General features: G+C 62.6%; 16 protein-coding genes. 9 read left to right on the plus strand and 7 right to left on the minus strand.

All coding sequences use genetic code 11. From position 1 onward, the window contains the following. Window positions 1-43 precede the first annotated feature (43 nt). The 8 genes from N5P29_RS01235 (at window position 44) to N5P29_RS01270 (ending at window position 5,555) form a co-directional block, all read left to right on the plus strand. Window positions 44-715 (plus strand): urease accessory protein UreF, encoded by a 672-nt coding sequence (locus N5P29_RS01235; RefSeq protein ID WP_262276884.1) that lies wholly within the window; start codon window positions 44-46, stop codon window positions 713-715. Window positions 716-728: 13 nt separating this feature from the next. Next, window positions 729-1,346 carry an urease accessory protein UreG gene (gene ureG, locus N5P29_RS01240; protein ID WP_262276885.1) on the plus strand — a complete coding sequence of 206 codons (618 nt, stop codon included), beginning with the start codon at window positions 729-731 and terminating at the stop codon, window positions 1,344-1,346. Next, window positions 1,343-2,197, plus strand: a complete 855-nt coding sequence (locus N5P29_RS01245) for an urease accessory protein UreD (RefSeq protein ID WP_262276886.1) — start codon at window positions 1,343-1,345, stop codon at window positions 2,195-2,197. The genes ureG and N5P29_RS01245 overlap by 4 nt, the downstream gene beginning before the upstream one ends. After that, entirely contained in the window at window positions 2,197-3,243 is a 1,047-nt protein-coding gene (locus N5P29_RS01250) for a HoxN/HupN/NixA family nickel/cobalt transporter (RefSeq protein ID WP_262276887.1), read from the plus strand. The genes N5P29_RS01245 and N5P29_RS01250 overlap by 1 nt, the downstream gene beginning before the upstream one ends. 104 nt (window positions 3,244-3,347) lie before the next feature. Then, a complete protein-coding gene (locus N5P29_RS01255) occupies window positions 3,348-3,854 on the plus strand; it encodes an RNA polymerase sigma factor (RefSeq protein ID WP_262276888.1) in 507 nt (168 codons plus the stop codon). A 5-nt stretch (window positions 3,855-3,859) separates the two neighbouring features. Then, complete coding sequence (locus tag N5P29_RS01260) at window positions 3,860-4,915, plus strand: hypothetical protein (RefSeq protein WP_262276889.1); 1,056 nt, start codon at window positions 3,860-3,862, stop codon at window positions 4,913-4,915. Window positions 4,916-5,130: 215 nt separating this feature from the next. Beyond that, a complete protein-coding gene (locus N5P29_RS01265; RefSeq protein ID WP_144663110.1) occupies window positions 5,131-5,328 on the plus strand; it encodes a hypothetical protein in 198 nt (65 codons plus the stop codon). Continuing rightward, the gene (locus N5P29_RS01270; RefSeq protein WP_262276890.1) at window positions 5,325-5,555 is read left to right on the plus strand and encodes a hypothetical protein; all 231 of its coding nucleotides are present in this window, start codon (window positions 5,325-5,327) and stop codon (window positions 5,553-5,555) included. Before N5P29_RS01265 ends, N5P29_RS01270 begins: the two co-directional genes overlap by 4 nt. A gap of 73 nt (window positions 5,556-5,628) precedes the next feature. On the opposite strand, the gene N5P29_RS01275 is transcribed toward N5P29_RS01270, so the two are convergent. The 5 genes from N5P29_RS01275 to N5P29_RS01295 are packed head-to-tail and all read right to left on the minus strand — an operon-like array spanning window position 5,629 to window position 10,413. Beyond that, window positions 5,629-6,660, minus strand: a complete 1,032-nt coding sequence (locus tag N5P29_RS01275; protein ID WP_262276891.1) for a lactonase family protein — start codon at window positions 6,658-6,660, stop codon at window positions 5,629-5,631. A 10-nt stretch (window positions 6,661-6,670) separates the two neighbouring features. Then, window positions 6,671-7,501 (minus strand): aldo/keto reductase, encoded by an 831-nt coding sequence (locus tag N5P29_RS01280; RefSeq protein WP_262276892.1) that lies wholly within the window; start codon window positions 7,499-7,501, stop codon window positions 6,671-6,673. Between the two features lie 59 nt (window positions 7,502-7,560). Next, complete coding sequence (locus tag N5P29_RS01285; RefSeq protein ID WP_262276893.1) at window positions 7,561-8,598, minus strand: NAD-dependent epimerase/dehydratase family protein; 1,038 nt, start codon at window positions 8,596-8,598, stop codon at window positions 7,561-7,563. After that, the gene (locus tag N5P29_RS01290) at window positions 8,595-9,566 is read right to left on the minus strand and encodes an aldo/keto reductase (protein WP_262276894.1); all 972 of its coding nucleotides are present in this window, start codon (window positions 9,564-9,566) and stop codon (window positions 8,595-8,597) included. The genes N5P29_RS01285 and N5P29_RS01290 overlap by 4 nt, the downstream gene beginning before the upstream one ends. A gap of 25 nt (window positions 9,567-9,591) precedes the next feature. After that, window positions 9,592-10,413 (minus strand): aldo/keto reductase, encoded by an 822-nt coding sequence (locus N5P29_RS01295; RefSeq protein ID WP_262276895.1) that lies wholly within the window; start codon window positions 10,411-10,413, stop codon window positions 9,592-9,594. Window positions 10,414-10,629: 216 nt separating this feature from the next. On the opposite strand from N5P29_RS01295, the gene N5P29_RS01300 reads away from it, so the two are divergent. Next, window positions 10,630-11,508: a helix-turn-helix transcriptional regulator gene (locus N5P29_RS01300; RefSeq protein ID WP_262276896.1), complete on the plus strand. Its 879-nt coding sequence runs from the start codon at window positions 10,630-10,632 to the stop codon at window positions 11,506-11,508. Window positions 11,509-11,561: 53 nt separating this feature from the next. Here the strand turns inward: N5P29_RS01300 and N5P29_RS01305 are convergent, their stop codons facing one another. Continuing rightward, window positions 11,562-11,771 carry a dodecin gene (locus N5P29_RS01305; RefSeq protein ID WP_011773002.1) on the minus strand — a complete coding sequence of 70 codons (210 nt, stop codon included), beginning with the start codon at window positions 11,769-11,771 and terminating at the stop codon, window positions 11,562-11,564. A 106-nt stretch (window positions 11,772-11,877) separates the two neighbouring features. Beyond that, the gene (locus N5P29_RS01310) at window positions 11,878-12,684 is read right to left on the minus strand and encodes an SDR family oxidoreductase (protein ID WP_262276897.1); all 807 of its coding nucleotides are present in this window, start codon (window positions 12,682-12,684) and stop codon (window positions 11,878-11,880) included. Window positions 12,685-12,840 lie beyond the last annotated feature (156 nt).

Genomic DNA, 12,840 nt, shown 5'->3' on the forward strand with positions numbered 1-12,840 from the left:
CAGCTCCACTCCAGCGCGCAGCCGTCACCTTGGGCGGTACTCCTTGAGCGCCGGATATCAGCTTGCTCTTCAACAGTTGACTGATTCGGCTTTGCCTACGGGGGCGTTTGCTCATTCTTTGGGGTTTGAGGGCTATATCGAGCGTGGGCTTGTTCGGGATGAGGGGTCGTTTGGGGTTTGGCTGTCCGCTTTTGTGGGGCAGCAATTGACGTATTCCGATGGGTTGGCTCTGCGCTTTCTTTATGACGGGGTGGATGTTGGGTTGTTGGATTCTGTTCTTTCGGGGCAGCTGTTGGCCCGGGAGGTGCGGGAGGCTTCCGTGAAGATGGGCGGACGACTGCTTGAAATTGGTGGGGAGGTGTTCCCGTCGATGGAGTTGGATGGCTACCGGGGGTTGGTTCGTGAGGGGGTGGCTTCCGGGCATCAACCCTTGGCTTTCGGGGTCATTGCGCGGTCGCTCGGGGTTCCCTTCGAGGAGGCACTTGGCGCCTATCTGTTCGCCACGGTTACTTCGCTGACGCAGAATGCCGTTCGCGCCATACCGCTGGGGCAGAACGCGGGGCAGCGGGTACTACGCCAGGCGCACGACGCCGTTGCTGCCGCCATCCAGGATGTAGCACAGCTGTGCTGGGACGACTTCGGGGCGGTCAGCCCTGGACTGGAAATTTCACAAATGCGGCACGAGAGGCAACGCGCCCGCATGTTCATGAGCTAAAGCAGGAGGACACATGTCTGAACCCATCAAAATCGGCATCGGCGGACCCGTTGGAGCAGGAAAGACCCAGCTCGTGGAGCGGATCACCCGGCACATGAGCCGTGACATCTCAATGGCCGCCATCACTAACGACATCTACACCATCGAAGACGCAAAAATCCTCGCCGCCAACGGCATCCTGCCCGAGGACCGGATCATCGGCGTCGAAACGGGCGGCTGCCCCCACACTGCCATCCGCGAAGACACCTCCATGAACACTGCGGCCATCGAAGAGTTGAAAGCCCGGCATCCCGATCTGCAGGTCATCTTCGTTGAATCCGGTGGCGACAATCTTTCAGCCACTTTCAGCCCGGAACTGGTGGACTTCTCCATCTACATCATCGACGTCGCCCAAGGGGAAAAGATCCCCCGCAAGGCCGGGCAGGGCATGATCAAGTCCGACCTCTTCATCATCAACAAGACCGACCTGGCGCCCCACGTCGGTGCGGACCTGTCCATCATGGAACGGGACTCCAAGGAGTTCCGCGGTGATAAGCCGTTCTGCTTCACCAACCTCAAGACGGACGAGGGGTTGGAAGACGTCCTCAACTGGATCCGGCGGGATGTCCTGATGCTCGACTTGGCCTCGTGAGTCTGGTTGCGACGGCGGCGAGGGGTGAACTCCGGTTGCGTATCGCCCAAAGATCCGGAAGGTCTGTGGCTTCGCGGCAGTTTCATGAGGGGGCCTTGCGGGTATTGAGGCCGCACTATCTCGATGACTCCGGGCAGGTTTGTTATGTCATGGTCAATCCGGGTGGGGCGTATCTGGGGGCGGATTTGTTCCTCATCGATGTGGAGGTTGAGGACGGGGCCGACCTGCTCCTCACTACACAGTCGGCCACCAAGGTGTATCGGACGCCCGGGTCCTTTGCCGAGCAGCGGATGAGCCTGCGGCTGGGGGAGGGCTCCAGGTTGGAGTTGGTGCCCGACCAGTTGATCGCCTACAGGGAGGCGAGCTACCGGCAGAATTCTCACATCAGTCTCCACCCGACGTCGTGCTTCGTGATGGCCGAAGTCATCACGCCCGGCTGGTCGCCCGACGGTGCGGCGTTCCGCTTTGAGGAAGTGCGGCTCAGGAACGAGATCCGGGTCGAGGACGAAAACGTCACGCAGCTGCTGGCGCTGGACAACCTCCTGATCCGGCCTCCCCTCAACGATGTGACGGGGCTGGGGTTCATGGAGGGCTTCAGCCATCTGGGGTCGCTGGTGGTGGTGGATCCACGGGTGGACCAAGGGCTCGCTGACCAGTTGCATGAACTGACCCGCGGATTTGAGGCGTACACCGGAGTTTCTTTGACCGCGACTATTGCCGGAACCACCGGGCTTGTGCTGCGATCGTTGTCGAACAGCACCGAAGAACTCAACACACTGCTGGGTGCCTGCACCAACTTCCTTCGCGGACGCTGGTACGGGCAGGAGCCCCTGAACCTGAGGAAATACTGATGACTGCGTTGACCGAGTTCGCCACGATGTACCGCGAACGGGACGCTCTGTCCCTCCGGACGCGCATGCTGTTCACCTTCGGTGCCGTCGCCGCATTGCATCTTGCCGCCGTCGTGCTTTTGCTTGCGGGAGGCGCGGGAGGCGCTCAACCGCTGGCGCTCGGGCTGGTGGTCACCGCTTACGTTGCGGGCATCAAGCACAGCTACGACTGGGACCACATCGCGGCCATCGACAACTCGACGCGCAAGTTCGTAGCCCAGCGGAAGGACCCGGTGAGCGTTGGGTTCGCATTCAGCCTGGGGCACAGTTCCGTGGTGATCCTGGCTGGTCTGCTGGTGGTTGCCGGTGCCACGCTGATTGGGCAGTTCATGGAGGACGGCACCACCGGCAATATGGTGCTGGGCCTGATCGGCAGTGGGGTGTCCGGGCTCTTCCTGTTGGCGATGGGCCTGTTCAACGGCTCGGCGTTCATCCGTGCCACGCAGGTTTACCGGAAGGTGCAGGCCGGCGGTGAGTTGCGCCCCGAGGATCTGGAGGCCAAAGGTTTCGTGGCGCGGCTGCTGGCGAAACCCCTGTCCAAAGTGGAGCGGCCCAGGAACATCTACGTGATCGGTTTCCTGTTCGGCCTGGGGTTCGATACCGCCACCACCATCGGGCTGCTGGTCATCACCACGACGGCGTCACTCGCCGGCGTTTCGCCGCTCGCCCTGATGGCCCTGCCGCTGGCGTTCACGGCAGCCATGACCCTGTGCGACTCCATCAACGGGGTTGCGATGATGAAAATGTACAAATCCGCCATTCACAATCCCCGACGGAAACTCGGCTTCAACGCCGTCATTACAGGCATCTCGGCAGTTTCGGCACTGTTTATTTCCGTGATTACGCTGGGTGGCTTCCTCAACGCCGCTTTCGGACTGAATGATCCTCTGACAACCTGGCTCGGCGGAATCGACTTGGGCGATGCCGGTTTGATCCTCGTGGCATTGTTCGTGATCGTGTGGGGTGTGTCTGCCTGGCGCGGACGGGCGCTGCGGCGATCCGCGTAGCCCACGGCACACAAATATTTTCCGCTCCCTGTAACCGGCGGGCCCGAGCCGGAAACTAGACAAGTATCCTGCAGGTCCGGGCTCTATATTTCAGGGGGAAAATCGTGCTTTCCGAGCGCGAATTGGCGTTCATCGCCATTCATAAAGACAGCTATCCGTCCGTCTTCAAGTTTGTTCGCCGACGCGTGGAATCGGCGGATATAGCCGAGGAGATCGCCGCGGACGTTTTCCGCGTCGTCTGGCAGAAGTGGACGGACGAGTCCACCCCGGAACTTCCATACCTTCTGACAGTCGCCCGCAACCTGGTGGGGAACGCGTACCGGAGCCGCGACAGGCGACTCGCCCTGCAGGAAAAGCTCCGGACGACGGCGGTCCAGCGCTTTGGGGATGACTCCGAGAACGTCGTGGTTCAGGACGCTTTGATGCGGATGCGCGAACAGGACCGCGAAATCCTGCAGCTCGCCTATTGGGACGGTTTGGGCACGGCCGAAATTTCCGGAGTCCTCCAGTGCAGCGAATCAGCGGCGAAAGTCCGCTTGCACCGCGCACGTACGGCCTTCCGCAAACAGATGCCGGCGGCCGAATTTACTACACAGAAGTTGGGGGCCTGAAGATCATGGATCCTATCAAGAACCAGATTTCAGCAATTGACCCGTGGGATATGAATGACGCTCCGGAACCCAAGGGTGAGGAAGCGCTCCATAGGATCCTGTCCGGGACAACTGTATTCAGCGACGCGAATACTCTCTCGAACGTGGCTTCCCTTGAAAAGCGCCGGGCAAGGAAGTTCCAGATTGCCGGTGGATTGTTCCTCGGCGCTGCAGCGGTAACGGCTGGCGTTCTGGTGGCCGCCAACTTCGGGCCGGTCGGTGCCACCCCGGCCCCGGCGGCGACGTTCACTTCAGCCGAAGCCACGGCCGCGCCGTCGGCGTCCGCCACGCCGTCGACAACGGCCACGCCAACGCCTGCTCCGACAGCGACACCCACAGCAGTTGCAACGCCCCAGCCCACTTCCACGCCTGTCGCTACTGTCCCGGTGGTGGCGCCAACGCCCGTTTCGACAACGACGCTGCCGCATGCTGGCCAAGTCCAGAGCTACACGTTCCCCGACGGACACCTCTCCTTCAGCTACCCAGTCGGATGGAGCGTCAAGACGGAGCAAGGTCCATACCTGTCAGAGGAAACGAAAGCGGCTTCGCAGGGTGCCACCGTCATGGACAGTGCCGGCTCGCCCGTTGCCTACATCTACAGCGGATTCTACGGCGACGGTACGGCCGGGTTGGTGGACCGGACAGTCCTTGACCGGGCCGTGGTCCCCGGAGTGAGGGACGTGAACGGCAGCCAGGTGGAATTCGGTTTCTCGTCGATCCAGCCCCAGTACATCCCCTACGAGGGGCCGCCCTACGAGGGAATGCCCTCACCCCAATCGGGACCTGTCGAAGGCCCTCCGACGTACATCATGGATGTCCGGCTCACTTCGGAGCTCAAGGCCGGCATCAGCTCTTCGGGCACCAACCAGATCACAATGCCCAACGGTGTCATGAGTGCCTACGTGCTCTTTGACCCGGCGAAGCGGCCTACCTTTGCCACCCCGGCAGCTGCCACGGCCTGGATGGGCACTACCCAGTATGCCCAGCTGAAGTCCATGTTGCTCAGCCTCAACTACATCTAGGCCCGTCCAAGGGATCAGTAAACGTCGCTCCGGCAGCCCGGAGCGACGTTTCCTGTACCCAAGTTGGGCGACGGGTAAGCGGTCACTGTGCCTTTGCATACCGCGGTGGATAAACGCTGTGCAACTGCCCATAACGAAGCGTCCGCGGCTTACATAGGGTTGGAGAGATCTACTTCACACAGTGCCCCGATCTACCCCAAGGATGAGTTTCAACGATGAAGAGCATCGCCCTCCTGCGCGAACGAGCCACCCGCGTCATGCCCACTGGTTCCCACTGCCCGGCGTCGGGTCTGTGGAGCCCGGACTGCGAACCGGATACCGTCCAGGTTTTCGCTGAGGGCCACGTGCTGCCGGCCTACAACGGTGTCCCGACTCTGTGGAGGCGGCGCACTTCCGCCGAAGTATCGGCATGACCAGCTCCATCCTGAACCGCCCGGCCGACTACCGCCATGTGCCTGCTTCCGAGTGGGCAGACCTCAGCGCCGGCGATCCTGTGTGGATTTACGACGTCGCGTGGGGCGCCGGCAAGGGCCGCGTGGACGATGTCTCCAAGCACCAGGAACTGCTCTGGGTGGTCCTCGAACCGACCGGCCGGAAACTCATCTGCGGCACGGATGACGTCGAGGTCTGGTCCGCCTGAAAAGCTCGCCGAGATGGCACATAATGACAATGTCTGAGCGGATCATTGTCATTAGATGCCATCTCGGTGTCATTTAACCGGCGACGAGCAACATGCTGGGCGCACCTGTTTCCACGCGGCCCACGGGTCCGTCGGGGAGTCCGGTCTCCGGGTCCAGGCGGAGGCTTACGACGTCGTCCGAGCCTTCGTTGGCGACGTACAGCCAGCCCTCGCGGACCAGGTGGTGGCGCGGCCACTCGCCGCCGCAGGGCACGTCGCCAACGGGTTCGAGACCGGAGCCGTCGGGGGAAACTTCCAGAACGCAAATACGGTTGGTACCCCGCACGCCCACATAGGCGAAGCGACCGTCCGGGGACAGCGCGATCTCCGCACCGGCGTCGCCATCTTTTGCACCGGCGCTGCTCGCGGGCACCACCGAGGCCAGTTCGTACGTGCCGTCAGGTTCCATCCGCACCGCTGCAACTTCCACGGAGTACTCGGTGTCCACGAAGACCGTTCCGCTGTTGTGCCGGGCCATATGCCGTGGCCCCGAACCCATCGGCAGGACCAGCTGGTGATCTGCCTGCAAACCCTCACCGGGCACGTACTGCCACACCCGCACCAGGTCATTGCCCAAGTCCGTCGTCATCACCCGGCCGTCAGGAAGCATCAGGCTCGAATGCGCCCGGCTGGGCCTGGCGTCCGGAGATGTCCCGGCATGGGGGTCGACGGCGGCTGCCGCACTCGCGCGCGAGGTGATGGCGCCGTCGTCGTCCAGTTCAAAAAGGATGACCTGGCCGTCGCCCCAACAGGTGGCTACGAGAAAGCGGCCCTGGGGATCCGCCGCGACATGGCAGGTCGCTTCTCCGGTGGGCCATGGCTCGCCAAAGGCTTCCAGCTCGGCGTCGCCCGTCCGGCGGTACGCCTGTACTTGGCCCGCTTCTTCTGCCACCGCGTACAGCACCGGAAGTGTTGGGTGCGCCGCGAGGAACGACGGCGAGTCGGCGGCAATGGCCAGTCCGAGTGAAGTGAGGTTTCCTTCTGAGTCGGCGGAGAGGGCAGCGATTCCCTCACCCTTCGCGTTCCGGTCAGCGGTGTAGGAACCGGTCCAGATAAGAGTTTCCATGGCAGTCTCCCTAGTGTCCCTGAACATCCGAGTCGACGCCTGCGTCAGGGCCGGCGTCGAGGGTTTGCAGTTTGCTGAGGTCGTCCTGGTCCAGGTCGAAGTCGAAGACGTCCAGGTTCTCCTTCATGCGCTGGGGATTCGCAGTTTTGGGAATGGCGACAAGTCCCTGCTGCACGTGCCAGCGGAGCACCACTTGGCCCGGAGTTTTTCCGTACTTTTCCCCAATGGAAGCCAGCACCGGGGCGTTCAGCAAGTCGCTGCTGGCCCCCAACGGACTGTAGGACTCGGTGACAATGCCGTGCCGCTCGTTGTAAGCCCGTGCAGCGGGACGGGGGATCGAAGGGCTGACCTGGATTTGGTTGACAGCGGGAACAACATTGGTTTCGTGGAACAACTGGTCCAAGTGAGCCGGTTTGAAGTTGGACACTCCAATGGAGCGCACCTTGCCCGATGCCTGGAGCTCCTCAAAGGTTTTCCACGTGGAGATGAACTCACCCCGGCGGGGCAGGGGCCAGTGGATGAGGAGCAAGTTAACGTATTCCAGGCCCAGGCGCTCCAACGAACCGTCCAAGCCTTCCACCGCCCTGCCTGCACCTTGGAATTCGCCGTCGAGCTTGGTGGTGATGAAGAGCTCCGAACGGTCCACTGCGGCCGCCCTGATCCCGTTGCCCACGCCCTTTTCGTTGCCGTACTTCACCGCGGTATCAATGTGCCGGTAGCCGCAGGAAACAGCTTCCGCGACGGCATCGGCAACTTCCGCATCATTCAGTGGCCAGGTCCCAAGGCCGATTTGCGGGATCTTGTGGTGATCGTTGAGTTCGATAAGCGGGGCAAGTTCCATGGGCTGGTCTCCTCTGGGTTTCTACGTTTCTACGCTGGCCGCTTGCTGCTTGGCAACAGCTACCGCCGTGACCAATCAAAGAGCCTGTCGCTCAGCTCCATATAGTCCCCGCCCACCACCTGCAGTTCGGGATGCCGGTCATGCCACTCAACGATTTCCCTGGCCCCATCCGCGAACGGGATCGTGGCCTGGTAATCGGGAACGAGGGCTTTGATCTTGGAGTTGTCGAACACCACCGAATGCGAACGGTCGCCCAGCAGGTTTGGACCGAGCTCCGGGCTATGCCGGGCGATGGTGTCCGAGGAAACGTGGAACAGTTCCGGCTCCTCCACGCCGGCCGCCCGGGCGAACAGCCGGTAGATCTGGTTCCACGGCAGGAACTCGTCCGAGGTAATGGTGTAGCTCTCGCCCACGGCCTGAGGGCGGCCAAGAAGTCCAACAAAGGCCTTAGCGAAATCACGGCTGTGCGTCAGGGTCCAAAGAGAGGTCCCGTCTCCGTGCACCATGACCGGCATCCCGGCGCGCATCCTGTGGATATCAGTCCACCCGCCCACCATGGCAATCTTGGTCCGGTCATAGGTGTGGGAAGGCCGCACCACCGTCAACGGAAAATCCACTTCACGGTAGGCCTCGAACAGCAGTTCCTCGCAGGCGATCTTGTCCTGCGAGTACTTCCAGAAGGGGTTCTTCAGCGGTGTGGACTCACGGATGGGAAGGGTGGTGGGCGGCTTTTGGTACGCCGAAGCGGAACTGATGAAGACGTACTGACCTGTCCGGCCGCGGAACATTTCCAACCCGGCCCGGGCGTGAGCCGGGGTGAACGAGATGAAGTCCGCTACGGCGTCGTACTCCCTTCCCTGAAGTACCTCACGCACGGCCTGGGGATCGCGGATGTCCGCGTGCAGGACTTCGGCTCCCTCGGGCACCGGCCGCCCGGCTGACCGTCCCCTGTTGAGGATGGTCAGCCGGTGTCCCAGAGCGACGGCGCGTTCGGCCGCCGCCGCGCTGATGACCCCGGTCCCGCCGATGAACAGGATGTTCCGCGGCGAAACGGTGTCCGCCGCTTTGCCGAGGCTGTCCGGGAGAAGGCTGCTCACCAGGCGTAGTCTTCGGGTGCCGGGCGGTGACCCGGGAAGATGTCATCCAGCCGCTTGAGGGCGTCCTCATTCAGGGAGACGTCCAGCGCGCGGATGGCCGCGTCCAGTTGCTCCTGCGTGCGCGGGCCAACAATCGGTGCGGTCACCGCGGGCTGGTGCAGCAGCCAGGCCAGCGCAACGTCGCCGGGCTTCTGTCCCAGCTCGTCAGCGAAATCCTCGTACTGGCGGATCTGGTCCTCTTGCTTCTTGAGGGTCTCCAGGGCGCGGCCCTCAGTGCGCCGGACACCCTGCTCCTCCTTCTTGAGCACGCCGCCCAACAGGCCGCCCTGCAGCGGTGACCACGGGATCAAGCCCAGGCCGTACTGCTGCGCGGCCGGGATGACTTCAAGCTCCAGCTCACGCTTGAAGAGGTTGTAGATGGACTGCTCGCTCACCAGGCCGGTGTAGTTCCGCCGACGTGCTGCTTCCTGCGCCTGGGCGATGTGCCAGCCCGCGAAGTTGCTGCTGCCGGAGTAGAGGATCTTCCCCTGCTGGACGGCCACCTCAATGGCCTGCCAAATCTCGTCCCACGGAGTATCGCGGTCGATGTGGTGGAACTGGTAGATATCGATGTAGTCCGTTTGCAGCCGCTTGAGGCTCGCATCCAGGGCGCGGCGGATGTTCAGGGCGGACAGCTTGGATTCATTGGGACGGTCCGTCATGGTGCCATAAAGCTTGGTGGCAAGCACGGTCCGCTCACGGCGCTCGCCGCCCTTGGCGAACCAGCGGCCGATGATTTCCTCGGTCCAGCCGCGGTGCTCCACCCCGCCATAGACATTGGCGGTGTCGAAGAAGTTGATGCCCGAGTCCAACGCCGAATCCATGATGGAGTGCGCGGTTGCCTCGTCGGTCTGCGGGCCAAAGTTCATGGTTCCAAGGCAGAGACGTGAAACCTTCAGGCCGGAACGGCCCAGATGCGTGTACTGCATATTTGTTGGGTCCTTTTGTCTGGTCTTAGAGCTGGGTGAAAGCGGCGACGGCGGGATCGGAACCGATGCGGGCACCGGCCTCCAGAGCGGTGATGGCCGCGAGTTCGGATTCCGTGAGGGTGAGGTCGGCTGCGCCGAAGTTCTCCCGCATCCGGGCCGAGTCGGCGGATTTGGGGATCACGATGGTTCCCTGAGCCAAGTGCCAGGCAAGGATCACCTGCGCAGGAGTAGTATCGTGTGCCGCTGCGATGAGGGCCACCTGCTCCGCGTTGAGGTCCTTGCCTTGTCCCAGCGGGCTGTACGCCTCAACGGCAATCGTGAGGTCGCGGCACTTGTTGGCGAGGTCGCCCTGCTGGAACGTGGGGTGCAGCTCGATCTGGTTCACGGCAGGAACCACTTCGGCTTCCCGCAGCAACGTGTCCACATGCTCGGCGAGGAAGTTGGAGACACCGATCGCCCGGATCTGCTTGTCCTGGTAGAGCTTCTCCATCTCCTTCCAGGCCTGCGTGTAAAGCCCCTGCGAGGGGACCGGCCAGTGGATGAGGTACAGGTCGATCACTTCCAGGTCCAAGGCATCGCGGCTGCGCTGGAAAGCGTCATAGGCCTCTCCCTGCTCGCCGTTGCGAAGCTTGGTGGTGATGAAGAGGTCTTCCCGGGCAATCCCCGATGCCTTGATCGCGGCGCCAACCCCGGCTTCGTTCCGGTAGGCGGCTGCGGTGTCTATGTGGCGGTACCCGGTTTCCAAGGCATCTTCCACCACCTTCTGCGTTTCGTCCGCGGGCACTTGGAAGACACCAAATCCCAGCTGCGGGATGGTGACGCCGTTGTTCAGTGTCAGCTCTGGCATGACGGTCTCCTTCGACGGGATGGTTATGGCCGTGGCGCTCCGGTGTTGCGCCTGTGCCTGGCTGGGGCATCAGAAAGCGTTTTCGGAGGCTCAGTATTGAGCCTATGCAGTTTTGGGGGCAGAGTCAGCACCAAAGCCTGATCCTGTTTTTCCTAGGTCTGGTAGTCCTACCCACAACGGTGGCCTTACACACATCCTGAACGGCAGAATGGACGAATGGGTCAAAGCGCCGAGTTCGGTAAATTCCTCAAAGTCATGCGTGCCCGCCTCCAGCCCGAGGACGCCGGAGCGCAGGAGTCCAGCGGTTCACGAAGGGTTCCGGGGCTTCGACGCGAAGAGGTGGCGCGCCTCTCCGGCGTGAGTACGGACTACTACACCCGCTTGGAACAAGGCCGCAATATCCACCCCTCCAGGGCTGTCCTGGACTCCGTGGCACGGGCACTTCGCCTGGACCCAGGGGAACAGGCGCACATGATGGATCTCCTGGAACACTGCGCCAGTTCCGCCGGTAACCCAGGTCCCGTTCAGAAGGTCCGGCCTGCGTTGAGGCAGCTGCTGGACGCGGTGGGTGATGTTCCTGCCATGGTCCTCGGCCGACGCGCCGATGTCCTGGCCGGAAACCGCATGGCGCACCTGCTGTTCGCGGACTTCTCCTTGTTACCGGCGGCTGAACGCAACCTCACCCGCTGGCTGATCCTGGACCCCGCAGCCGGTACATTGTTCCGTGACTGGAAGACTGTTGCCGCCGAGGCCGTGGGCGCGCTGCGCATGGACGTCGGCCGGCACCCCAACGACCCCGAAACGAACCAGTTGGTAGGCGAGCTCGCAGTCCACAGCGAACAATTCCGCCAATGGTGGGCGGGGCACAGGGTTGCCACGCGCGCCGCAGGCACTGTCAGGCTGCATCACCCGGTGGTGGGGGACCTGGAACTGAACTTCGAGACACTGAGTCTCCCGGACGATCCCGACCAGCACCTTCGGGTCTATTCGGCGAAGGCCGGTTCGCCGTCGTCGGACGCTTTGATGCTGCTCAGCTTGGGCGCGGTGGAAGCGGTGGCTCCCCAACCCGAACCGGCCCGCCGGGATGACAGTTAATGCCAATGTTCGCCTGAAACATTGGCATTAACTGTCAACTCGCGTAAGGGGAGTCAGCGCTCCAGCCGGAAGCCAAGCTTGATGGTGACCTGCCAGTCGGCAACCGCGCCGTCCTCCAGGTGCCCGCGGATTTCCTTGACCTCAAACCAGTCGAGGTTCCGCAGTGTTTGGGACGCGGTGGCTATGCCGTTCTTGATTGCGTCGTCAACGCCCTCTGTGGAAGTTCCTACAATTTCGGAAACGCTATATGTGTGGCCAGCCATGGTGCTCCTCATCAACGTCATACGAATCTCTGGAAAATCCGGCCCGCAGGCAGGCCGTTCATGCAGACTAGCCCACGGATCACCGCGCGGCCAGAGGTGGTGCGGCTTAGCTTTCGCGCCACTCGTTGCTGGTGATATGCGAGCCGGCCTGGGGTCCCATTTGCAGCATTCCGCCGTCCACGGGCCAGGAAGCTCCGTTGACGTAGCTGGCAGCCGGGGATGCCAGGAAAGCGATGACGGCGGCTATTTCCCGGGCATCTCCAGGGCGACCCAACGGCACGCCCGGACGGTCTTTGGTGGTGGGGTCCTCGTCCTCCTGGCCGGTCATCGGGGTGGCGATCTCGCCGGGAGCCACGTTGTTGGCGGTGATGCCGTGTTCAGCGAGTTCCAGGGCCATCGTCTTGATGAGTCCGCCGAGGCCGTGTTTGGAGGCGTCGTAGGCCGAGGCGCCAACCCGCGGCTGGAATTCGTGGACGCTGGTGACGGCGATGATGCGCCCGCCGCGGCCCGCTTTGACCATGCGCTTCGCAGCGGTTTGCATGGCGACGAAGGCGCCGTTGAGGTTGGTGTTCAACGTGGACATCCATGTCCCGTAGTCGAGATCCAGGAACTTGGTGCCGTCGCCCGTTCCGGAGTTGTTCACGAAGACGTCCACGCCGCCAAGCTCTTCGGCGAGCTTGTCCACCGCGGCTGCGGTTCCGGGAGCGTCAGTGGTATCCAGCTGCTGGACAACTGCCTTCCGGCCCAAGGAACGGACCTCCTCCGCCGTCTTTTCGGCGCCCTGCTGGTCCGAGTACCAGGTGATCCCTACATCCATGCCTGCCTGGGCCAACGCCACCGCCGTGGCACGCCCGATCCCTGAATCCGAGCCTGTGACGATGGCGGTCTGCGGGGCAAATGGTGCGTCGCTCATGGTCCTGCCTTTCAGTGACGTGATGGTTCCGATGATCTATCCCTACCCTCACGTCGCCGCGGCAAACACTCCCGGCGCAAAAGGGTCATCCCCGTGGATGGCTATGGAGTGTAGATTTCTTGCAGCACCACCCAGCGAATCCCACAACCAGGAGTA

This window comes from Paenarthrobacter sp. JL.01a, from assembly GCF_025452095.1.
Lineage (GTDB): Bacteria > Actinomycetota > Actinomycetes > Actinomycetales > Micrococcaceae > Arthrobacter.